Below are 20400 nucleotides of genomic sequence, written 5' to 3'. Positions count from 1 at the left end.
CTGCTTCCCGTAAAGTTTCTCGCCAGGCGCTGCTGCACAGCGCTGCTTTAAGTAGAAATATAATAAAAAGAGCATAAAAGGAGGTGAGGGTGAACGTTTTGCAAAGAAGGCCGGAGTTAAAGGCCTTTCTCCTGGCGCTGGCCGGTTCAGTGGTGCTGATAGCGGGAATGGGCTATGGCCGTTTTGCCTATACCGGGATCCTGCCGCTGATGATCGATGAACAGGTGCTATCGCTACGTGAAGGTAATATTGCTGCTTCGGCAAACTATGCCGGCTATCTCGCCGGCGCGCTGCTGCTGACGAAAGCCAGGCCTTCAGACGCCCGATTTTTAAATCTGCTTTCCGTACTGTTGACGCTGCTCTGCCTGGCCTTGCTTGCCTTCCTGGTTTCACCGCTGGCCATCATCGTGGTACGCGGTATTGCCGGGCTGCTAAGCGCGGTCACGTTGATTGCCGCCTCCCTGTGGCTGTTGCAGCATATGAAGCATCATAACGGCGCGCCGGTGCTGTTTTCTGGCGTCGGTATGGGAATATTTTTGTCGGCGGAGTTTATCTCACTGGGTAAGGCGCTTGCGCTCTCCAGCCAGCAAATATGGCTGATATGCGCGGTAAGCGCAGGCGTGCTTTTTTTACTTGCTCTGCGCCTGTTGCTGAGCCCGGCTGATTATCTCATCGCGTATAAAGCTTCCGATAATCTACACCACCAGCAGACCGAAGATAAGCCGCGTGAGGCATGGAAACTGCTACTGATTTATGGTCTGGCCGGCTTTGGCTACATTATTACCGCCACCTATCTGCCGCTATTTCTCAGCGGATCGCTGAACGCCATCGATCCGGTGCAAATCTGGGCTATTTTCGGGCTTGCCGCGGTACCGTCCTGTTTTATCTGGCATCGGCTGGTGATGAAAGCAGGCTACCGTCGCGCCTTCACCCTTAATTTGCTGATTCAGGCCGTTGGCGTGATTCTCCCGGCGTGGAGTCATTCGTTACCGTTTTGTATATTGAGCGCGCTGCTGGTGGGCTTTACCTTCCTGGGCACGGTAACTATCGCGCTGTCGCAGGGACGGCGGCTGAACCATTTGGTTTCGTTTAATATGATTGCCGCAATGACCGCAACCTACGGTATCGGGCAAATTGTCGGCCCGCTGGTCGCCGGGGCGCTGTATGCTCGCAGCGGTTCGTTTAATCCTTCGCTCGGCGCGGCGGCAATCGCGCTGCTGGCCGCCGCTGCGCTGGTAGCGACAGGCGCGCGGCGGCGCTCAAAGATCGGCGGCTGATTCAAGAAGCTGACGCATTTGTTCGAGGGCGGGAGAGGCATAATCCTTGCGCCAGATAAGCTGCGTCAGCGCCTGGCCTGCTGGCCGCAGCTGGTACGCTGCAGGCAGCGTCAGGGTGTCGAGCACGCTCTGCGGTAAAATACCGGCGTAGCCGCCGGAGGTGACGCAGGCGAGCATCGAATGGTAGGAATTGACGTCCTGGATTTCAATCTCAGCGTCCCCGGACTGCGCCAGAAACGCCTCCCCCAGCGTCCGGTAAGTACAGCCATCGGCAAAGGCGGCGAAGCGCAAGCGCCGCCGGTCGTCGGGAAGCACCATTACCAGCTGTTCTTGAAAGATCGGCACCCAGGCAAGATTATCGGGCGTGCTGGCGTTCTCTGGCAGGCTCACCAGCGCACAATCGAGCGCGGCGTTCAGAACCTGATGAGTAAGCTGGCGGGTTGGCTGGGTGATGAGGGTGAGACTGACTTCCGGGCATTGGGCATGAAACCGGGGAAGCAGCTGGGGGAGGCGGCTGGCGGCGGTGGCCTCCATCGCTCCCATTCGTAAAATGCCGCCCGGTTTCGCCGGATGGAGCGCCTGTCGCGCCTCCTCGGCCAGGCTGAGGATTTTCAGCGCATAGCCCAAAAAATTCTCTCCGGCGGGAGACAGCAGCATCTTCTTATTGCTGCGGGCAAACAGCTCAACGCCGAGCTCTTCTTCCAGCTGGTGAATGCGGGTGGTGATATTGGACTGCGCCCGGCCCAGCAGCTTCGCCGCCCGGGTAACGCTCTGCGTTTCCGCCACCGTCCGGAAAATCTGTAATGTGGTGTGGTTCATATTTTTATTCTTAATTTGAAAATAATGTTGATCTTATCATCTCTAAAAGAGATTTTATTGGTCCGCACGCACAAATTCTGACAGGGCAAATATGAGCAACCGGCTTACGCAGCAGCTTGATATTGATTATCCACTTATCCAGGCGCCGATGGCGGGCGTTTCGACGCCAGAGCTGGCGGCGGCGGTCAGCGAAGCCGGCGCGCTTGGCTCGCTGGGGCTGGGCTCGTCCACCGTGGCGCAGGCTGAAGCGTTGATTAAGCGAACCCGTGGCTTAACGACTCATCCGTTTAACGTCAATCTGTTTTGCCACCTCCCGGCGATGAGAAACCCGCAGCGTGAAGCGCAGTGGCTGGCGCGGCTGGGCCCTGAATTTGCGCGTTTCGACAGCCATCCGCCGGAAACGCTGGCGGAAATTTACCTCAGCTTTCAGCAGCAGCCACAAATGGTTGAGCTGCTACTCGATCTTATTCCGGCGGCGGTGAGCTTTCACTTTGGCGTTCCGGATCGGGAAGTCGTTTTCCGTCTGCGTGAAAAGGGCATCGTTACCCTGGCGAGCGCCACCAGCGTCGAAGAGGCGCTACTGGTTGCGGCGCAGGGGATTGATATGGTGGTGGCTCAGGGCTACGAGGCCGGCGGCCATCGCGGTATGTTTGACCCACAGGCGTTCGATGGGCAGATGAGCACCTTTACCCTGGTTCAGGTGCTCAAACGGCGCGTTGATATCCCCGTTATCGCCGCAGGCGGCATTATGGATGGGGCCGGAATTAACAGCATGATGGCCATCGGCGCCGATGGCGTACAGCTGGGAACGGCGTTCCTCCTGTGTCCGGAATCGGCGGCGGATACCGGCTACCGCGAGGCCATAAAAGGCAGCCCTGACGGACAGACCATTTTAACCTCAGCGATTTCCGGGCGTCCGGCGAGATGCATTGTTAACGGCTGGCGAGAGATAAACGAGCCGCATCTCGTTCCGGCCTATCCGGTGGCTTACGATGCCGGGAAAGCGCTGGCCGCAGCGGCAAAAGCGCGGGGAGACCATCGGTATGGCGCTCACTGGGCCGGGCAGGGAGTGAACCTGATTCGCGAGCTTCCGGCGGCGGAACTGATACAAATTCTGGTGAACGAAAGCGGGTTTTAGTCGCGGATGGCGCGCAGCCATCCGCCCGTTATGCTAACGCCGGTGGGCGAGGCTGCGTACCAGACGATCGCCCGCCATCTGTACGCCCTGCACGAGAGCGACCAGAATCAGCACCGTACCGACCATCACCTCGTTATTAAAGCGCTGATAGCCATAGCGAATAGCGAGGTCGCCGAGTCCGCCGCCACCAATGACTCCCGCCATCGAAGAGAAGCCGATCAGCATGACGATCGTCAGCGTGACGCCGGCCAGCAGCGTCGGCAGGGCTTCCGGCAGTAGTGATTTAAAGATTACGTGCCAGACATTGCCGCCCATCGATAAAATCGCCTCGATACGCCCATAATCCACTTCATCCAGCGCGTTCTCGGTGAGACGCGCGAAGAAGGGAAAAGCGCCGATAGTGATCGGCACCACCGCGGCGGTACTGCCGAGCGTGGTGCCGATAATCAGGCGGGTGAAAGGGATCAGCGCAATCAGTAAAACGATAAACGGCAGCGAACGGCCAAAGTTGATAACCGCGCCTAAGATCGCGTTGAGCTTCGGCATTGGCGCCAGGCCATCGCGTCGTGAAACAAACAGTAGTACACCGGTGGGCAGCCCGAGCAGCACGGTAAACAGCGCCGCCAGGCTGACCATATAGACGGTATCCGTCGTGCCCTGTAGCAACAGCGGCCAGAGATCTTCCCAACTCATGCTACTGTGCATAACGGCCTCCCGTGAAATCCGTGGCGCGCGAGAAAATCCCGCTCCGCCTGCGGGTCGTGGAGCAGCGACTGGCGCAGCTGCGACCACGGCGCCGCCAGCAGATCGGCAATTCTGCCGCTTTCAATAATTTCACCGTGCTCCAGCAGCGCCGCGTGATCGCAAAGGGTTTTCACTACCTCGAGTTCATGGGTAATCAGCACGATGGTGAGGTTCAGCTTTTGATTAATGTCCGCCAGCAGGCCGAGCACTGAGGCCGTGGTCTCGGGATCGAGCGCGCTGGTGGCCTCATCGCACAGCAGAACGTCCGGGTGCGCGGCCAGCGCGCGGGCGATTCCCACGCGCTGTTTTTGCCCGCCGGAAAGCTGGGACGGAAAGGCGGCGGCTTTGTCCGCCAGTCCCACCAGCTCCAGCAGCTCCGCAACCCGCGCCTGTCGGGCGGTTTTCGGCACTTTGGCGATTTCCAGCGGCACCGCCACGTTGTCGGCGACGCTGCGGGCGTGAAGTAAATTAAAGTGCTGAAAGATCATGCCGGTACGTAGCCGGTACTCGCGCAGCGCGGTTTTATCCATCCGGGTAATATCGTTCCCGTTGACAATAATGCGGCCCGTAGTGGGCCGCTCCAGCAAATTCAGGCAGCGTATCAGCGTACTTTTGCCCGCACCGCTGCGGCCAAGGATGCCGTAAACGGCTCCTCTCGGCACCTGCAGAGAGACATCGTTTAGCGCCGGTCGGCCTGTTCCGGCATAAGTCTTACTCAGCCCGACAATCTCAATCATGACTGAGGGGCAACCGGGATCACCGAGCCGTTATACTGTTTACGGATAAATTCGGCGACCTGCGGCGAAGTCAGATCCTTCGCCAGCGCCTTGATACGCGGATCGTTCGCCAGCTCCGGGGTGGTGACCAGAATATTGGCGTACGGATTGTTGGCAGAGCTTTCCAGGCCCAGCGCGTCTTTTGCCGGAACCAGCCCGGCTTCCAGCGCGTAGTTGCCGTTGATCACCGCCAGATCGACATCGTCCAGCGAGCGTGGAATCTGCGGTGATTCAATTTCAAGAATTTTAAGGTGCTTTGGGTTTTCCACGATATCTTTCGGCGTTGCCAGGGTGGTCGCCGGGTCGGTGAATTTCGCCGCCAGCTTAATCAGTCCCTGATTTTGCAACAGGAACAGCGCGCGGCTCAGGTTGGTGGTGTTATTCGGTACCGCCACGGTGGCGTTTTCGGGCAGCGATTTAAAATCTTTATATTTGTGCGAGTAGATCCCCAGGGGTTCAATATGCACGGTAGCCGCGACGGCAAAGGTCTTACCCAGCGCTTTCTCCTGATCTTTCAGGTAGGGCACATGCTGGAAATAGTTGGCATCGACATCGCCGTTGGCCAGCAGCTCGTTGGCGTTAACGCCGCTGGTTAATTCGACAACTTTCAGATCGAGGCTGGGATCGATCTTCTTAATATAGTTAAGAATTTCGGCGTGCGGCACCGGGTCCGCGGCAACGCGCAGCGCGGCGGCCTGGGCGGAAGTCCATGCCAGAGAGAGAGACAGTGCGACCCCTGCCAGTTTAAATGCGGCATATTTCATTATCTTAATTCCTTGCGTTTGTTGTTATGTTTAAACGATCAATTGCTCGGCGCGTTCGCGAAAAACATCCTGGTAGTAGCGTTCAGCGACATCAGGATGCGAGCGCAGACGCCCTTTCAGGTAATTCCAGCCCACTTCGCGCAGCAGCGGATTCTGCGGGTCGCTATCCGGTCCGAGGGCTTCGCGGGCCAGCTCGTCGGGCAGCGTGTAGACGGGGACCATGGCGTCGAGCTGCGCGCCGAGGAAAAAGGCTATCGACAGTCGCTGCTGTTCGGCGGGCGGCGAAACCACTCTGTGCACCGTCGCGCGCAGATAGCCGTTGGTCGCCAGCTCAAGCAGTTCGCCAATATTCACCACAAAGCTTCCGGCCAGCGGAGTCGCGTCAATCCAGCGGTCCGGGGACACTTCGACCTGCAATCCTTTCTGCTCGTCCTGCAACAGGAAGCTGAGAAAACCGGAGTCCTTGTGCGCGCCAACGCCCTGGGCGCTCTGGGTCTCCTGCTGGCCCGGATAACGGATCAGCTTGATATGTTCGTTAGGTTTATCGCCATACAGGCCATCAAAAGCATCCCGCGGCAGGCGCAGCGCTTCGGCAAAGGCGCGCAGCAGGGCGATCCCGACCTGGGTCATCTGCCATTGCCAGGCCAACAATGTCGATTTAAGCGCTGGAAGAGATTCAGGCCACAAATTAGGCCCCTGCAGACGCTGCCAGCGCGGAGCGCTTTCGCTAAGCGACAAGGCCGGACGCTCGGCGCCGATGTCAAACTGTTCGCGCCAGTCGGGCTGGCCGCGGGTTAATTCCGAAGCGGCGCGGTTGTAGCCGCGAAAATGCGGAGAGTGGATCATCGCCACCTTCTGCTTTTGTTCATCGGGGAGGGCAAAAAAAGCGCGGGACTGCCGCTGCACTTCCTGCTGAAGCGTCTCATCAACGCCGTGGTTGATGAGATAAAAGAAACCGATATCTCGCGCAGCGTGGCGCAGGTCGGCAAGAAACGCCGCTTTTTCAGCGGGGTCCGCGTAGCGGGCAAGATCCAGTATTGGTAAGGTTGTCGCGTTCATTGTCTTCTCCGAAGATGGCATGCAGGTATTTTCGTGTATAGAAGCTTAGGGTTCGGGGACAACAACAGCGCATGATCGATTCCTCAGTCAGGTGGTTGCAGTCAGCTTGCCTCAAGCGAAAATAATCAACCAATAACGTTCTTTTCTAATTTATGACTGTGCAGGGTTCAGTGCTTTTGCGAATTTTGGATAAGGGGAGGCGGGCCGGTTGCACATGGCGTCGGGAGTCAGTATGGTGGGCAAAATTTACATTCAGGTAGAGACGCAATGGAGCACCCGAACGATCCTCTGCACGGCATTACGCTGGAAGCGCTGCTGAACGCGCTGGTGGCGCAATATGGCTGGGCCGAGCTGGCAAAACGTATCAATATCAATTGTTTTAAAAGCGACCCGAGTATTAAGTCGAGCCTGAAGTTTTTACGCCGTACGCCGTGGGCGCGCAAAGAGGTGGAGGAGTTGTATATCGATTCGCTGGCGGATGTGAAGTCAGCTATTACGGATGCCCCGACGGAGAGTCCGTGGGCGAACTGGCAGAAAAAATAAGGAGCGCAGCGGATATTTCCGCACGCTCCTTTTGCTGTGGTTTACTGAAGATTACCCGCCGTCAGGGTTTCTTTGTCGAACGCATGGCTCACATCGATATGGTTCTGGTGCACAGAGGTATCGATATTTGAACCTGCCTCCGGGCGCGCAAAGCTATTCTCTGCGGCCATCGCGCCGGACGATAGTGTAGCGGCCAAAAGCAGTGCGGTGACTACGCCGATATTTTTCATGATCCGTTCCTTATTGCATCGTGTTGTCGCTGTCGCCTGTTTTTTGGCGGCCCGGCAATGACGTCGAGTGTATTTATTTTGTTAATTCAGCGGTCATATACACGCGGTTATTGAACTGAGCGCTGGTGATTTTGTAAGAAGCGCCTTGTTCTGCAGCCTGCGCGGCAATTTTGGCTTCCGCGCGGTCCAGCGTTGAAGCGCTGGCGCTGATGCTCTGGGCAAAAGTACCGAAAGAGATCATTGAAAGGGCGGCAACTGCAACGAAAGTTTTGATGGATTTCATGGTCGTATTCCTTTTGTGTTTTATCAGTGTTGAAGCGATGTTGCTTCGATGTGATAAATAATAGGCCGACCATGGGATGATTAAAATCGAAACAATTTGCGCATCTTATTCATAAAAATTGAATAATATTCAGGCTGGCAAAACTATTGCGCTTCTTCCCGCGCCAGCTCGCGCAGCGCACCCGGCGCTTTGCCGGTGATACGTTTGAAGGCGCGGCTAAAGGCAGCATGCGAGCTGTAGCCGAGCCTGAAGGCCACGGTCTCCAGCGCTTGCCCCTCATGGGAAATGTACTGTATCGCCAGGCGCATGCGCAGCTCGGTCAGGTAACGGGCAGGCGTGGTGCCGGTGGCGGAGAGAAAGCGTTCGGCAAATACCGAACGGGAGGTTCCCGCCTCGCGAGCCAGATCTTCAACTTTCCAGTTAATGCCGGGCCGCTGATGCATGACGTAGATGGCCTTAGCCAGTTTAGGATCGCGCAGTACCTGAACCCAGCCGGTGGCGTTACCGCAGCCGCACTCCACCCAGCCGCGGACGATCAGCGCGGCGACGACATCGGCAAGCCGCGCCAGAATACCGGCGTAGCCCGCCTGTCGGGTAAGACTTTCGCGCTCCATGGCCGCCAGCATCGGCTGGATCTCCGGGCGGCTGGTCAGCAGGCTGCTCACCAGCATCACTTCCGGCATTGCTTTGACCAACGGTTGCATGCCGCCCAGCTCAAAGTCCATGCAGGCGCTGAAGATAATAGCGCTGTCGCTTTGCGCATCGTCGCAGGCGTTTTTGACGCAGCTGACCGAGTCGCAGACCGGTTCGCTGGGAAGCCGGGAAACGTTGACCACCGATGCCTGATCATCCGAGAGCAGCACGTGACCATCGCCGTTGGGAATAAACAGCGCATCTCCGCTTTGCAGCAGTAAACGCTGACCGCTGACCATGCGCAGCAGTACCGGTCCCCGGCTAATAAAGTGAAACTGCGCTTTACCCGGCACAAAGCCAAATTCGACCCCAAACGGGCGAGAGGTTTCGATGCGTCGGTAGTTGACGCCGGAAAGGCGCATCCCGCGCAGCAGTTCGCTGGTGAGATCGAGAGTTTGCTGGGTCATCACATCATTCCCGGACGAATTATCAATAATCACGGAGTATGCATCATAGATCGTCCGAGCAGAAGCTCCTAATCTTAACGAAATGTTAATTAATCTGGAGAGATGTTTATGAGTTCCTGCATTGCAGCTGAAGAGAGTCTGGCAAACGCCAGACCCGCATGGCGCGCCGTCTATGCGCTGGCGCTGGGGGTGTTTGGCCTGATTGTTGCCGAGTTTCTGCCTGCCAGTTTATTAACGCCAATGGCGGCAAGCCTCGGCGTGAGCGAAGGCATGGCAGGGCAGGCGGTGACCGCGACGGCGCTGGTGGCGCTCTTTACCGGGCTGTTAATCACCACCGCGACGAGAAATATCGACCGCCGATGGGTGCTGATGTTCTTCTCCGTTTTACAAATCATCTCCAGCATCATGGTGGCTTTTGCCGGATCGCTTGAGTTTTTATTGCTTGGGCGTCTGCTGCTGGGAATAGCCATCGGCGGCTTCTGGGCGATGTCGACGGCGACCGCCATGCGTCTGGTGCCGCCGGCCATGGTTCCCAGGGCGCTGGCAATTATTTTTTCTGCCGTATCAATCGCTACCGTCGTTGCCGCGCCGCTGGGTAGCTATTTCGGCGCGCTGATAGGCTGGCGTAACGTATTTTTGATCTGTGCGCTACCGAGCGTGGTGGCACTGTTCTGGCAGCTGTGGGTATTGCCTTCTATGCGCCCGGAGAGCGCGGGCAGCTTCGCGACGCTGTTTAAGGTGCTGCGCCGACCTGGCATGATTGGCGGACTGCTGGCGACTATCCTGATATTCAGCGGCCATTTCGCCTTCTTCACCTATTTGCGACCGTTTCTGGAGACCGTGGCCCAGGCCAGCGTTGAGGGCGTCTCCCTGATTCTGTTGGGCTTTGGTATTGCAAACTTTATTGGTACCTCGATTGCCGGACATTTTCTTTCCAGAAGCCTGCGCCTGACGCTGGCGCTGGTACCGCTGGCGATGAGCGTGCTGGCGCTGATGATGGTGGCGTTTGGCCACTTTGCGCTGCTGGATGGCTTGCTGGTAGCGATGTGGGGTTTTGCCTTTGGCCTGGTGCCGGTGGGCTGGTCGACCTGGCTTGCCACCACGGTGCCGGATGAAGCGGAAAGCGCGGGTGGTCTACTGGTGGCATCTATTCAGCTGGCGATTAGCGCCGGTGCAGCGGGCGGCGGGGCGGTATTCGATCTTAACGGTGCCAGCGGCGTCTTTGTCGGCAGCGGGATGCTGCTGGTTAGCGCGATGGTGATTGTGCTGTTTGCGGTGAGAGTGAAACCGGTGGCGAGCGAAGAGTAGGAAAACTCCCGGCTCGCGCTGCGCTTAGCCGGGCTACAGGTCCATCGCCTTCTGCGAGCGGTAGCCCGGACAGATGCGCAGCATCGCCTCCGGGAAAGCGGCCACTGATGAGCCCCGGGTAAGGCGTTTACGCCGCAACCCGGGATTGTGCGTCAGCACCGCCGCCGGGGTGGGGTTAACTCTCCCCGATATCGTCAAGCAGATGCTGAATCAGCAGTGGGATCGGCCTGCCGGAGGATACGCTTTTACCCCCTTCGCGCCACAGCGCCGTACCGCTGACGTCGAGATGGGCCCAGGGGATTTCCGGCGGACAGAAGTACTGCAAAAGCCAGGCTGCGGAAGCGCTGATCGCCGCATTGTTGCCCGGCGTGTTGCATAGATCGGCAATAGCGCTTTCGGTCTGTTTCTTCAGCCGATTATCCAACGGCAGGGACCAGACTTCATCACCGCTCTTAAGTCCTGCCTGCGTGAGCGCCGCCCGCAGCGGTTCGTTTTGCGTCATCAGACCGCTCAATTCGTAGCCCAGCGCCTTCACCACCGCGCCGGTGAGCGTTGCCATATCAATAATATAGCGCGCCCGCGGATGACGCTGGCTGGCCCAGGCGATGGCGTCGGAAAGTACCAGCCGGCCTTCGGCGTCGGTATTGTTGATTTCTACCGTTAAGCCATTGCAGGCCCGGGCGACGCTGCCCGGCTGCATGGCGTTTGGACCAATTGCGTTTTCCGCCAGCGCCAGTACGCCCATGGCCCGAACCGGTAACGCAAGCCTGGCAATGCACAGCATCAGGCCGAGGACGTTGGCCGCGCCGCACATATCGTACTTCATGGTGTACATTCCGGCGCCTTCCTTCAGCCATAGCCCGCCGGTATCAAAGGTCACGCCTTTCCCTACGTAGCAGCGAACCGGACCATCGCTGACGCCATCATAATGAATCGCCAGCAGGCGCGGCGGGCGCTCAGATCCTTTACCTACCGCATGCAGCAGCCCGAGTCCTTGTTCAACGATCGCCTTTTCATCAAGCGCTTCGCAGCGCAGAGCAGGGATATTAGCGCACAGACGCTGGGCCTCTTCCACCACATACTGTGGCGTACACTGCTCGGAAGGCAGGTCAGCCAGTCGTCGTGCGGCCATCATGCCGTGCGCGATAGCCTGCTGCTGGTGAGCGAGGGCCTCCAGCTCCATTGTCTGCCCAGGCAAAACGTAAAGCGTCAGCTGGCGCAGGCGAGTTCTGACGGTTTTGTCCTGGTGCAGGCCTAAATCATCCAGCTGCCAGTCGAGATTGAACAAATAGCGCAGCGTTTTCGTCAATGCGCCACTGGCCTCTTTCTGTGAGCAATCGAGGATAATGGAGTCGCTTACCGGCTTTTTGCACAGCGGCCTCAGCGCGGCGGTCAGGCCGTCGTTAAGCGTATCCTGCCATAGCGCCTGCGGAACAATGGTTATACGGGCGAAAGGCGAGCAGCCGAAACGGGTATCCGCGATTTCACCACCGATGGCCTGTGCTTTCATTTCCGCCAGCAGGGGGCTGGCGCTAAGAGGCGACTCAGATAACAGAGTGCTGTCGGGCCAGGTCACCAGATGTGCGCCTTTGCAGGCGCTGTCCAGCTGATTAATTAAGCGATAAAGCATAATTACTCCTCGATGGGGGCGCGAATGCGCGCGGCGTAGGCCTGCATCCATTCGTCATCCACCGGACGGTAGTGGGTTTTTTCCTGTACGCGCTCGGCGCAAAATACGGTGAGCGGCTGCGCTGCGCTGGCGACGACAAAGGAGAAGGTTTTGATATTGGTGGCGGCGCCGAATTCGCCGTGGCGGTTCATGCATACCACCGAAAGATCGCCCGCGCGACCAAAGCGCGACATGAGTTTGTCCTCCAGTTCGTAAACCACCGAGTCCGCCGCCTGCTGCGGGCTCATCCCTTGAGCCATTCGCCGGACAATTTCATAGCTGGTGCAGCCTTTCATCAGATCTTCGCCGACGCCGGTCGCCGTAGCGGCGCCGGTTTCGCTATCGCAGTAGAAGCCGGAGCCGATAATCGGCGAATCGCCGAGCCGCCCGCGCTTTTTCATAAACAGGCCGCTGGTAGAGGTGGCGACGCTCATCGACCCCTGCTTGTCGAGACCGATGATTCCGACGGTGTCGTGGCCATCATAGGGGCTGAGGCCTTTATCCAGCGTTTCGCGACAGCGCTTCCGGTAGTGCTGCATAGCGCGCTCGGTGAGCATCGGTTTGGTGGCGAAACCCTGACTGATGGCCCACTCTCTGGCTCCCTGACCGACCAGCAGGCTGTTATAGCGCTGGCGGCTCAGGGCGTGGGCTACTCTCACCGGGTTGGCAATATCCACCAGGTTGCCGACTGCCCCGAAGGCCAGAGTATCACCATTCATATAGGCGGCATCCAGTTCGACTTCACCGTTTTCCGTTGGCAGGCCGCCGTAGCCTACCGATTTGTACAGCGGAAAATCTTCTACCGCCGCCACCGCATTAACCACGGCGGTAGTGGTGTCAGCACCGGCTGCCAGCGCCGTTGCCGCTTCCGTCACGCCTTCCAGCGCCATTCGCCAGGTGGCAATCATTCCCCACATTGGTTTACTCCTGTTTAGCAAGCGTGTTGTCCGTTTCGGCCCGGGCGGTGATTTCCGCCGCGCGATACTGCTTATCGACGATGCGCATGAAGGGCAGATACAGCATGGCGCCAATCAGTAAATTGAGGATCTGCATCACGCTACCGCTAAGATGACCGGTGACAATAAATCCGCTGATCACCGGCGGCAGCGTCCAGGGAATAAATACCCCGGTGGTGACGGCCACCGCGCCGATCTTCATCGCCGCGTACTGGACCGTGACCAGTACCAGCGGCACGAGATTAAACGGGATCAGCATGACTGGATTCATGATCACCGGCAGGCCGAACAGAATCGGTTCGTTGATATTAAAGATTGAGGCACCTGCACCAAGGCGAGCCACTTCGCGCATGTTCTTACTGCGGGCGAAAATCAACATGGCGATCACCAGCGACAGCGTCGCACCCGCGCCGCCCATCCAGATCATATCGAAGAACTGCTCGGTAATGATGTGCGGAGGGGTGACGCCAGCCTGGATGGCGGCGATATTATCGGTCTGGTTTTCCATCCACAGCGGACGAATAATACCGTTGATCATTGAACCCGAGTTGATGCCGACCGACCACAGAATGGTAATGCTGAAAACGGTCATCAGCGCGCCGAAATAGGAGGTACCGTAATGGCGTACCGGCGAGGCGACAACCTCATAAATAAACTGGTGAATGGTGGCGTAGTGGGTATGCTCGAAACCGATGCGAATTGCCAGTATCAGAATCATAACCATCAGCGCCGGAATCAGCGCGGCGAAGGACTCCTGAACCGCAGGTGGAACGCCGTCCGGCATCTTGATAACCAGTTTTTTACGTTTTAACCAGCAGAAGAGCTCGGTCCACAGCAGTGAACCAATCATGGCGACGAATAACCCTTTAGTGCCGATCCATTCCACCGGGATCACCGTGATGCCGCCGTTCTCTGCGACCTTGATAAAAGGGGTGAGGATAAGAAATCCCACCAGCGAGAGAATTCCGCATGAGATGCGGTCCTCACCGTAGTGCTCCGCCAGACGATAGGCGACCAGGAAGCTGATAAATAGCGACATTGTCGAAAATACCGCGTTAAACGGGATTTCGACGATCGCGCTCCAGCTGGCGCCAAAGGTGCTGGCCATAAATTGCTGGTAGCCCTGATTAGGGAATGACGAAATCACCAGCAGTATTGAACCGACAATAATAAAAGGCATGAATGAAACGTAGGCGCCGCGAATCGCGCCGAGGTGACGCTGCTGGGCGGTTTTCGCCGCCAGCGGCATCAGTTTGGCTTCAAGAAATCCCAGAACATTGTTCATTGTGAACTCCGTACAAGATCGACAGTGGCTGTGTGTGTTATCTATGGCGGATTATGAGAGAAAGCGGTGGATTGAAAGGTGAAGCGGTTCACATTGTATTCTCTGTAATTATATATATCTCATATGATTGGTTATATTTCCTGGAGAGGAATGTATGGAAATTAAGCTGCACGCTAACGCAACCACGACCCCAAGAACGCGAAAATATCTCCAGGAATCGACGAAAAGTGACCGTGAACTGGCGCAGGAACTGGGGATTTCTATTACTACGGTTCGCCGCTGGCGCAATCGTAGCCAGATTTCAGACAACCACACCACGCCGCATTTGATACACAAAGTGTTGAGACAAAATCAGGAGATACTGATTAATGCCCTGCGCGATATACTGCGCGCTCCGCTGGACGAACTGCTGTTTATGGTTAATGAAGGTTTAGGCATCGTCATTTCCCGGGCTACGCTGAACCGCTATCTGCGTCCGGCGCATGCAGGGCGGAAAAACGCCGCGCCGCAGGGAAAGAAAGCGTTAAAGGCCGGAATGCGCGCGGATACGCTAACGCTGCATTACCGCCAGCTGGCGCTGTCGATGGACGACGGCGGCGAGCATCATCTGCTCTGGGCCCAGGAGCCAGTCAGCGGCTGGTGCTATGGGCGCATCTATTCCGGAATCTCTCCCGCGCTGATTGACAGCTGGCTGGGACAGGTGCTTGATGCCTGTCCTGCTCGGATACAATGTCTTGAGACTTATGCTCATCAAGGCTTTCAACCCGCACGCGCGGGTTTGGTATGCAGAACGGTGGCGACAGAGGAGAGCGGGGCGGTGCAGCTCAGTGAACGCCTGGCTGATATCATCCCGGCGCTGGATGAACCGGACGCGACGCTGCAGAGGCTATGCTCGTTGTGGAACCAGGGACGGAGGCAAAAAAAGCTTGGCGACAGCACACCGCAGGGTTTCCTGCAGTCGTTGAATCAAGGCTAAATACAAGATGGTTTCAACTATGGCGCTGCCATTTTGTTGGGTGAAGGCTTGCCCCGCAGGCCGATCCCAGCTAAGCGCAGGGTGAGCCGACCGGGTCAGCCGGAGCGCAGACTATCAATAGCGCTTTCGCTGAGAACCATTACCGTTTTACGCTAACGCTGATTTTATCGATAATGGCCTGACGCGGGCCTTCACGCCACGCGGAGCTGCTGTAGAAATGCTCCTGCGAAGTTTTTAAATGCGCCAGATCGTCATAGGCTCGGATCAGATAATAAGCATCGTTGTCATCAATGGAGTTGCCGAAAGAGACGATATCCATACCGGCGTCACGGTGGCAGGGGACGCTTTGTTCTTCCATTATCCTGTGAAAATCGCTGCCGGTACCCGGTTTCAGGGTATAGAGCAAAAACTCAACCGTTTTCATGCAGAAGTTTCCTTTTCAAATTAACTGAGTGCTGTCGCAAAGAATCACGCTGCGAGCCCACAGGCGTAGCAGAATGTCATCATTTCGAGCCAATATGGGGACTGTTTATTATTATTCTGCTTGTCACAAGCCAGGGTGAAACTTTCCGCCTCCGGCCGTGACTGCCATTTCCACGTGATGCCGCTTAAACGAATGGCAAACAAACATTTAGAAGATTGATATCATGTTAACCTGTTTTGCGAGCAACAATTCTATTGTTGGTATGATATTTTAATAAAACCATTTTTATGGTTTTATTAATTGAATATTATTTATTTTGTGGAGGTTTGTGCTGAAAACTTCTTTTTTTCTCTTTTAAATTAAGAAAAATCCTAAAGTAATGGATGGCAAGGTCGCTGTACGTAAGGTTGCGCAAAGTTTCAACGTGAATTTATCGCGGGATTTTTCTGAAAATCGATCGTCTGGACAATAATTATTAAACAAACTTATAATTTCCGGACTTCACTCATGGGTATATCCCCATGGAGCGTATTATACGCATTTCTATAAAGGATTATCGAACTTTCGTGAGGGAAAGGAATGTTGACTATTTTCAGCCATAATCATTTTTTTAAAAAAGCAATGCGTGTGAAAATAAATGACATAAAAACGGCGAGGCAAGCCAATCTGGTCGATTTACGTTTAACAAACTACACCTCAAGCAGCGACGCACAGTTTCATTTCTTGATTAATAGCTTTGAAATGAAAAAGAATTTTGTCTGTTTCAAAGTGGAAAGAAATATCATTTGTTTGATAAATAAAAGACGTACCGCGCATATTGCTAACATAATCGCAAGAGTGACGGATGGCATTCCCGTAGGTGAAGATATCTCTCTGACTGAGAGGGAGTTTCAGTATATTTTCGTTATGAAGTTTAACGTGCTGGCAAAAGATTATCCGGAACTATTGGGTCTCTCACCGAAAGCTTATAGCAGTTATAAAAGAAAACTAATTGATAAATTTGGATTTAACTCATTTCATGCGCTGCTGGCGCTCTCTAATTATTTACACGCTTCTTCAATGATCGATAGATTCACACCGGATTAGCTATCGTAAGGATCCTGGTTTCGTCGCTATATAGCGCTATTCTCTTTCGCCGTTTTAAACGTGGTTTCATAGGTGATATCAGCCGTATTTATAGTTCTGCTAATTAATTACACTACTGCAAAGATAATTATTCTGGCTCGCCATTGCTGATGGCGAGTTCCCGCTCACATCGTGTTCTTTATTTAATAATCTGGCCGATCGTCTGAATAAAACGCAGGTGCTTAGCTATCTCTTCGTCCCTGAAGACGGTATCGGCAACGGCAAATTCATTTTCACACTCTTGCCACTCAAGCCATGACTGACGACCTGAAGTCATATGGCGGCACTGACTCACCTCAAGATGCTGGCTTCTGGACCAGATTGAGCGCCAATGGTCGGTAGTGAAAAGGTTCATACCACCCTCAATCAGCGAACGAATTTCAGGAGGCGTTTCCGCGTCGCTGTTGCGCAGGCCAGGAACGACGATAGCAACGGTACCGCCGTTTTTTATATACGGGGCGATGCACCGATCAAAGAAATGTATATCGCTACCAAAATAGTGCCACGCATTGACGCTGACTATCGCGTCGAAGGCGTCACGGGCGAAGAAACCCAGTCCAGGTGAGGTGCTGATATCAAGATTAATCGGCGTGAGCTTGTTATCCATGCCCGCTGCCGCAAAACGGAGGGCATTATCATCAGCCTGGATCCACAGGTCAGCGGCAACCACTTCCACAGCAAACTCGCTAGCCAGATACATCGAAGACAGCCCCGTTCCGCAGCCCAGATCGAGAATTCGCATGCCCGGCCAAAGCTCCAGGGAACGACTAAGTTCTTCTGTCAGCCTTAACACATTCGGCCCCATCATATTCTGATAGACATAATCCTTCGGGCAATTTTCTGGGCTAAATTTATTCATTACTAAAGCTATCCCTTGAAAATACTGTGGTTGTAATCCCTTCCACAGAAAAGCTAAACAAAATCTAAACGCCAGAGGTATACTTTGCTTGAGTTTTGTAAAAAAACTTCAATAACAAAAATGGCGTAAGAAGAAAGCTCTGAATATACCTATGGAACCGGGATCTGGCGAATTGATTCGTTTATGTATAAGAATTTTCCATTGAGAATTTTAATTTTAATGCATTGATTTTATTAACTTTTAACATATTGAAATGTTTAATTTCTCTTATCATTAGAATTTACTTATAAGAATTTATTTATTTTGGTTGAATATTCTGGTTTTGTTGCTTGCGGTGAGATCGCTTCAGAATAATTGGCGGTGTTGGTTGGTTTTTATTGATCCAGGTCAATTAACAACTGCGTGTGATATCACATTTATAGTATTTGGTATAAAAATCCGGAACTTTTAATTACAAGTCTCTTTGCGAATTATCGCATAATAGGCTCGCTCAGAAGGTATCTGAGATTTGATATTCTATTAATAGTTAGGGACGAAATAATATGAAATTAAAATTACTAACAGTGGCCGTCTCTACACTTCTTGCTGCAGGAACCGTGCAGGCAGCTGAGGTGTATAACAAGGACGGAAACAAACTCGACCTCTATGGGAAAGTGACCGGCCTGCATTATTTCTCCAACGATGATGGCGAAGATGGCGACCAGACCTATGCACGTCTGGGCTTTAAAGGTGAAACACAAATCACCGATCAGCTGACCGGTTACGGCCAGTGGGAATATAACTTCAGCGCCAATAACGTTGAAGGCGACAATTCCGGAGACAAAACGCGTCTCGCGTTCGCCGGCCTGAAGTTTGGCGAGTATGGTTCTCTGGACTATGGTCGTAACTATGGCGTTGCTTATGACATCGGCGGCTGGACCGATATGCTGCCTGAGTTCGGTGGTGACACCTGGACGCAGACTGACGTCTTCGCAACCGCTCGTACCACCGGCGTGGCTACCTACCGTAACAATGGCTTCTTCGGCCTGGTTGACGGTCTGAACTTTGCCGTACAGTACCAGGGTAAGGAAGAAGGCAAGCGCGACCTGGCTAAACAGCACGGCGATGGCTGGGGCATGTCCTCTTCCTATGAGTACGAAGGATTCAGCGTAGGCGCGGCCTATGCGGCTTCCGATCGTACGAATACTCAGGTTAATGCTGGTCGTGCTAATCCGGATCTCCAGGCTCGTGGCGAAAAAGCAGAACTGTGGGCAGCCGGCCTGAAGTACGACGCCAACAACATCTACCTGGCGACCACCTATGCTGAAACCCACAATATGACCAAGTTCGGCAAAGACAATACCGCCAATACTACGCAAAACTTTGAAGTGGTTGCCCAGTATCAGTTCGATTTCGGCCTGCGTCCGTCCATCGCCTACCTGAAATCAAAAGGCAAAGATCTGGGCCGCTACGGCGACCAGGATCTGGTTGAATACGTTGATGTAGGCGCGACTTACTACTTCAATAAAAACATGTCTACCTACGTAGACTATAAAATCAACATGCTGGATGACAATACGTTCACCAAAGCTGTTGGTATCAGCACCGACAACATCGTTGCCGTGGGCATGACCTATCAGTTCTAAGTAACGCGTTTCATAGTACGATGCCTGCCAGATAACCCTCCTGGCAGGCATTTTTATTTCTGGGGCAGGGCAAAAAGCCCGATACTTCTACCCGCACCGGGGAATTAAGGCGCCGTACTAAAAAACTCGCCGAATTTCACCGCCAGCCAGCCAACCGGAGTGGTCGCTCCGCCGACGATATTGGTGATTTCCGACATCCCTTCCGGTACCGGGATATTAGAGTTAACTGCCGCCTGAGTGTACTCTTGCGAGATATCCGTCCCGACATACAAAATGCAGGTGACCACCAGCGTGCCGGTAACAAACATGCGGAACATATTGCGTTTACAGAACGGCGTGACCATCGCTAACAGAAACATTAGCGAAGCCAGATCGACAAACGGCAGCACGCGGTTGCCGGGCAGAACGATCGCCAGCACTACCGCCATGGGGATCAGCAGCAGTCCGGTCGCCAGTACCGAAGGTTCGCCAATAAGCAGCGCGGTATCCATCCCGATATAGAAATCGCGATTGGGGAATTTTTCCTTCAGCTTCGCTTCGGCAGCATCACGAACAATCAGTAAGCCCTGGACTAAAATTTCGATCATTTTCGGCAGCAGCAGCATGGCGGCGGAAACCTTAATTGCCAGCGATACCGCAGCCGAAACATCGTACCCGGCCAGGAAAGCCAGCAGCAGCCCCAGTACGAAGCCCAGAGTCAGCGGTTCGCCAAAAACGCCGAATTTTTTATTAATACTCTCCGGGTCGAAATTAATTTTATTGATCAGCGGAATCTTATCAATAATATAGTTACAGGCAATGCCAAACGGTACGTAGGTTATACAGGTAAGATGGGGAAATGAAATTCCCTTGAGATTATAGTTTTTTTGCAAATACGGTGCGGTTAAATCTGCCGCCAGCAGGGTTAAAATGAATATACCGAAGGTAATGCCGACGGAGAGCCAGTAATTACCGGTTCCGGCATACACCACCGAACCCATAATCAGAAATATCCAGTAGTTAAATATATCAATATTCACCGTTTTGGTTAATTTGAACAGCAGCATGGCGATATTGATAACGATAAAACCTACCACTACCGGCAGCATCAACGGCGAGCCCCAGCCTATCGTGGAGGCCGTTGGCCAGCCTGTATCCACAACCGTCAGATGCAGGCCAATACGCTCGACCATTGCCTGTGAAGCAGGACCGAGATTGGTTAACAACAGACCAATAACCAGGCCAACCCCTTCAAAGCCAATTCCTACCAGCATTCCGGCTTTAAAGGCGGTGCCAATTTTTACCCCAAAGCAAAGTGCGATAATAAAGAATATTACTGGCATCATCACTGATGCCCCCAGACTAATAATGCTGTTGATAATATCCATAATATTTCCTTTAACGGGCGGCTGAATTGGGCGCGAGCGAACCCGCGCCCAATTGGCCGTATAAAAAACCTTA

The 20400-nt window shown here is 54.4% G+C and carries 21 protein-coding genes; 7 read left to right on the top strand and 14 right to left on the bottom strand.

Annotated features, from left to right (window positions below; translation table 11 throughout):
- Positions 1 to 89 precede the first annotated feature (89 nt).
- On the top strand, positions 90 to 1277 hold the full coding sequence (locus GJ746_RS13220) for a YbfB/YjiJ family MFS transporter (RefSeq protein ID WP_154680619.1): 1188 nt from the start codon (positions 90 to 92) through the stop codon (positions 1275 to 1277).
- Here the strand turns inward: GJ746_RS13220 and GJ746_RS13215 are convergent.
- Complete coding sequence (locus GJ746_RS13215) at positions 1260 to 2096, bottom strand: LysR family transcriptional regulator (protein WP_154680618.1); 837 nt, start codon at positions 2094 to 2096, stop codon at positions 1260 to 1262. The genes GJ746_RS13220 and GJ746_RS13215 overlap by 18 nt on opposite strands.
- A gap of 91 nt (positions 2097 to 2187) precedes the next feature.
- On the opposite strand from GJ746_RS13215, the gene GJ746_RS13210 reads away from it, so the two are divergent.
- The gene (locus GJ746_RS13210; RefSeq protein WP_154680617.1) at positions 2188 to 3234 is read left to right on the top strand and encodes an NAD(P)H-dependent flavin oxidoreductase; all 1047 of its coding nucleotides are present in this window, start codon (positions 2188 to 2190) and stop codon (positions 3232 to 3234) included.
- A gap of 33 nt (positions 3235 to 3267) precedes the next feature.
- Here GJ746_RS13210 and GJ746_RS13205 read toward each other — a convergent pair whose 3' ends face one another.
- From GJ746_RS13205 to GJ746_RS13190, 4 genes are read right to left on the bottom strand one after another with little or no spacing between them, the layout of a single operon-like run.
- Positions 3268 to 3927, bottom strand: coding sequence for a methionine ABC transporter permease (locus GJ746_RS13205; RefSeq protein WP_195908863.1), 660 nt, complete (start codon positions 3925 to 3927; stop codon positions 3268 to 3270).
- The gene (locus GJ746_RS13200; protein ID WP_154680615.1) at positions 3924 to 4715 is read right to left on the bottom strand and encodes a methionine ABC transporter ATP-binding protein; all 792 of its coding nucleotides are present in this window, start codon (positions 4713 to 4715) and stop codon (positions 3924 to 3926) included. Before GJ746_RS13200 ends, GJ746_RS13205 begins: the two co-directional genes overlap by 4 nt.
- On the bottom strand, positions 4712 to 5518 hold the full coding sequence (locus GJ746_RS13195) for a MetQ/NlpA family ABC transporter substrate-binding protein (protein WP_154680614.1): 807 nt from the start codon (positions 5516 to 5518) through the stop codon (positions 4712 to 4714). The genes GJ746_RS13200 and GJ746_RS13195 overlap by 4 nt, the downstream gene beginning before the upstream one ends.
- Before the next feature lie 30 nt (positions 5519 to 5548).
- A complete protein-coding gene (locus tag GJ746_RS13190) occupies positions 5549 to 6577 on the bottom strand; it encodes an isopenicillin N synthase family dioxygenase (protein ID WP_154680613.1) in 1029 nt (342 codons plus the stop codon).
- A gap of 267 nt (positions 6578 to 6844) precedes the next feature.
- Here GJ746_RS13190 and GJ746_RS13185 point away from each other — a divergent pair, with 267 nt between their 5' ends.
- Positions 6845 to 7120 carry a VF530 family DNA-binding protein gene (locus tag GJ746_RS13185; protein WP_154680612.1) on the top strand — a complete coding sequence of 92 codons (276 nt, stop codon included), beginning with the start codon at positions 6845 to 6847 and terminating at the stop codon, positions 7118 to 7120.
- A gap of 41 nt (positions 7121 to 7161) precedes the next feature.
- On the opposite strand, the gene GJ746_RS13180 is transcribed toward GJ746_RS13185, so the two are convergent.
- The 3 genes from GJ746_RS13180 to GJ746_RS13170 form a co-directional block, all read right to left on the bottom strand.
- Positions 7162 to 7350, bottom strand: a complete 189-nt coding sequence (locus GJ746_RS13180; RefSeq protein ID WP_154680611.1) for a hypothetical protein — start codon at positions 7348 to 7350, stop codon at positions 7162 to 7164.
- A gap of 73 nt (positions 7351 to 7423) precedes the next feature.
- The gene (locus GJ746_RS13175; RefSeq protein ID WP_154680610.1) at positions 7424 to 7633 is read right to left on the bottom strand and encodes a YdgH/BhsA/McbA-like domain containing protein; all 210 of its coding nucleotides are present in this window, start codon (positions 7631 to 7633) and stop codon (positions 7424 to 7426) included.
- 143 nt (positions 7634 to 7776) lie between these two features.
- Positions 7777 to 8733, bottom strand: a complete 957-nt coding sequence (locus GJ746_RS13170) for an AraC family transcriptional regulator (RefSeq protein ID WP_154680609.1) — start codon at positions 8731 to 8733, stop codon at positions 7777 to 7779.
- A 108-nt stretch (positions 8734 to 8841) separates the two neighbouring features.
- Here GJ746_RS13170 and GJ746_RS13165 point away from each other — a divergent pair, with 108 nt between their 5' ends.
- Positions 8842 to 10041: an MFS transporter gene (locus GJ746_RS13165; RefSeq protein WP_154680608.1), complete on the top strand. Its 1200-nt coding sequence runs from the start codon at positions 8842 to 8844 to the stop codon at positions 10039 to 10041.
- Between the two features lie 175 nt (positions 10042 to 10216).
- Here the strand turns inward: GJ746_RS13165 and GJ746_RS13160 are convergent, their stop codons facing one another.
- The 3 genes from GJ746_RS13160 to celB are packed head-to-tail and all read right to left on the bottom strand — an operon-like array spanning position 10217 to position 13951.
- Positions 10217 to 11674 carry a leucyl aminopeptidase family protein gene (locus GJ746_RS13160; protein WP_154682722.1) on the bottom strand — a complete coding sequence of 486 codons (1458 nt, stop codon included), beginning with the start codon at positions 11672 to 11674 and terminating at the stop codon, positions 10217 to 10219.
- Entirely contained in the window at positions 11674 to 12627 is a 954-nt protein-coding gene (locus tag GJ746_RS13155; RefSeq protein ID WP_154680607.1) for a N(4)-(beta-N-acetylglucosaminyl)-L-asparaginase, read from the bottom strand. Before GJ746_RS13155 ends, GJ746_RS13160 begins: the two co-directional genes overlap by 1 nt.
- 4 nt (positions 12628 to 12631) lie before the next feature.
- Positions 12632 to 13951, bottom strand: coding sequence for a PTS cellobiose transporter subunit IIC (gene celB / locus GJ746_RS13150; RefSeq protein WP_154680606.1), 1320 nt, complete (start codon positions 13949 to 13951; stop codon positions 12632 to 12634).
- 154 nt (positions 13952 to 14105) lie between these two features.
- Here celB and GJ746_RS13145 point away from each other — a divergent pair, with 154 nt between their 5' ends.
- The gene (locus tag GJ746_RS13145) at positions 14106 to 14927 is read left to right on the top strand and encodes an XRE family transcriptional regulator (protein ID WP_154680605.1); all 822 of its coding nucleotides are present in this window, start codon (positions 14106 to 14108) and stop codon (positions 14925 to 14927) included.
- Positions 14928 to 15066: 139 nt separating this feature from the next.
- Here GJ746_RS13145 and GJ746_RS13140 read toward each other — a convergent pair whose 3' ends face one another.
- The gene (locus GJ746_RS13140; RefSeq protein WP_413773401.1) at positions 15067 to 15351 is read right to left on the bottom strand and encodes an NIPSNAP family protein; all 285 of its coding nucleotides are present in this window, start codon (positions 15349 to 15351) and stop codon (positions 15067 to 15069) included.
- A gap of 579 nt (positions 15352 to 15930) precedes the next feature.
- Here GJ746_RS13140 and GJ746_RS13135 point away from each other — a divergent pair.
- A complete protein-coding gene (locus tag GJ746_RS13135; protein WP_154680604.1) occupies positions 15931 to 16437 on the top strand; it encodes a hypothetical protein in 507 nt (168 codons plus the stop codon).
- 178 nt (positions 16438 to 16615) lie between these two features.
- On the opposite strand, the gene GJ746_RS13130 is transcribed toward GJ746_RS13135, so the two are convergent.
- Positions 16616 to 17281: an SAM-dependent methyltransferase gene (locus GJ746_RS13130; protein ID WP_227852811.1), complete on the bottom strand. Its 666-nt coding sequence runs from the start codon at positions 17279 to 17281 to the stop codon at positions 16616 to 16618.
- 596 nt (positions 17282 to 17877) lie between these two features.
- Here GJ746_RS13130 and ompC point away from each other — a divergent pair.
- The gene (ompC, locus tag GJ746_RS13125) at positions 17878 to 18960 is read left to right on the top strand and encodes a porin OmpC (RefSeq protein ID WP_154680602.1); all 1083 of its coding nucleotides are present in this window, start codon (positions 17878 to 17880) and stop codon (positions 18958 to 18960) included.
- Positions 18961 to 19064: 104 nt separating this feature from the next.
- On the opposite strand, the gene GJ746_RS13120 is transcribed toward ompC, so the two are convergent.
- Complete coding sequence (locus tag GJ746_RS13120; RefSeq protein WP_154680601.1) at positions 19065 to 20327, bottom strand: PTS galactitol transporter subunit IIC; 1263 nt, start codon at positions 20325 to 20327, stop codon at positions 19065 to 19067.
- Between the last annotated feature and the right edge of the window lie 73 nt (positions 20328 to 20400).

The sequence above is a fragment of the Klebsiella oxytoca genome, assembly GCF_009707385.1.
In the GTDB taxonomy this organism is placed as follows: Bacteria; Pseudomonadota; Gammaproteobacteria; order Enterobacterales; family Enterobacteriaceae; genus Klebsiella; species Klebsiella oxytoca_C.
Note: the sequence above shows the minus strand (reverse complement) of the source record. Positions and strands in the feature narration are given on the sequence as shown.

What these genes read in the sequence shown, in the direction of transcription:
- GJ746_RS13215 (WP_154680618.1), bottom strand. Translation starts at nt 2,096, where the DNA reads ATGAACCACACCACATTACAGATTTTCCGGACGGTGGCGGAAACGCAG.
- GJ746_RS13210 (WP_154680617.1), top strand. Translation starts at nt 2,188, where the DNA reads ATGAGCAACCGGCTTACGCAGCAGCTTGATATTGATTATCCACTTATC.
- GJ746_RS13205 (WP_195908863.1), bottom strand. Translation starts at nt 3,927, where the DNA reads ATGAGTTGGGAAGATCTCTGGCCGCTGTTGCTACAGGGCACGACGGAT.
- GJ746_RS13200 (WP_154680615.1), bottom strand. Translation starts at nt 4,715, where the DNA reads ATGATTGAGATTGTCGGGCTGAGTAAGACTTATGCCGGAACAGGCCGA.
- GJ746_RS13195 (WP_154680614.1), bottom strand. Translation starts at nt 5,518, where the DNA reads ATGAAATATGCCGCATTTAAACTGGCAGGGGTCGCACTGTCTCTCTCT.
- GJ746_RS13190 (WP_154680613.1), bottom strand. Translation starts at nt 6,577, where the DNA reads ATGAACGCGACAACCTTACCAATACTGGATCTTGCCCGCTACGCGGAC.
- GJ746_RS13185 (WP_154680612.1), top strand. Translation starts at nt 6,845, where the DNA reads ATGGAGCACCCGAACGATCCTCTGCACGGCATTACGCTGGAAGCGCTG.
- GJ746_RS13180 (WP_154680611.1), bottom strand. Translation starts at nt 7,350, where the DNA reads ATGAAAAATATCGGCGTAGTCACCGCACTGCTTTTGGCCGCTACACTA.
- GJ746_RS13175 (WP_154680610.1), bottom strand. Translation starts at nt 7,633, where the DNA reads ATGAAATCCATCAAAACTTTCGTTGCAGTTGCCGCCCTTTCAATGATC.
- GJ746_RS13170 (WP_154680609.1), bottom strand. Translation starts at nt 8,733, where the DNA reads ATGACCCAGCAAACTCTCGATCTCACCAGCGAACTGCTGCGCGGGATG.
- GJ746_RS13165 (WP_154680608.1), top strand. Translation starts at nt 8,842, where the DNA reads ATGAGTTCCTGCATTGCAGCTGAAGAGAGTCTGGCAAACGCCAGACCC.
- GJ746_RS13155 (WP_154680607.1), bottom strand. Translation starts at nt 12,627, where the DNA reads ATGTGGGGAATGATTGCCACCTGGCGAATGGCGCTGGAAGGCGTGACG.
- celB (WP_154680606.1), bottom strand. Translation starts at nt 13,951, where the DNA reads ATGAACAATGTTCTGGGATTTCTTGAAGCCAAACTGATGCCGCTGGCG.
- GJ746_RS13145 (WP_154680605.1), top strand. Translation starts at nt 14,106, where the DNA reads ATGGAAATTAAGCTGCACGCTAACGCAACCACGACCCCAAGAACGCGA.
- GJ746_RS13140 (WP_413773401.1), bottom strand. Translation starts at nt 15,351, where the DNA reads ATGAAAACGGTTGAGTTTTTGCTCTATACCCTGAAACCGGGTACCGGC.
- GJ746_RS13135 (WP_154680604.1), top strand. Translation starts at nt 15,931, where the DNA reads ATGTTGACTATTTTCAGCCATAATCATTTTTTTAAAAAAGCAATGCGT.
- GJ746_RS13130 (WP_227852811.1), bottom strand. Translation starts at nt 17,281, where the DNA reads ATGGGGCCGAATGTGTTAAGGCTGACAGAAGAACTTAGTCGTTCCCTG.
- ompC (WP_154680602.1), top strand. Translation starts at nt 17,878, where the DNA reads ATGAAATTAAAATTACTAACAGTGGCCGTCTCTACACTTCTTGCTGCA.
- GJ746_RS13120 (WP_154680601.1), bottom strand. Translation starts at nt 20,327, where the DNA reads ATGGATATTATCAACAGCATTATTAGTCTGGGGGCATCAGTGATGATG.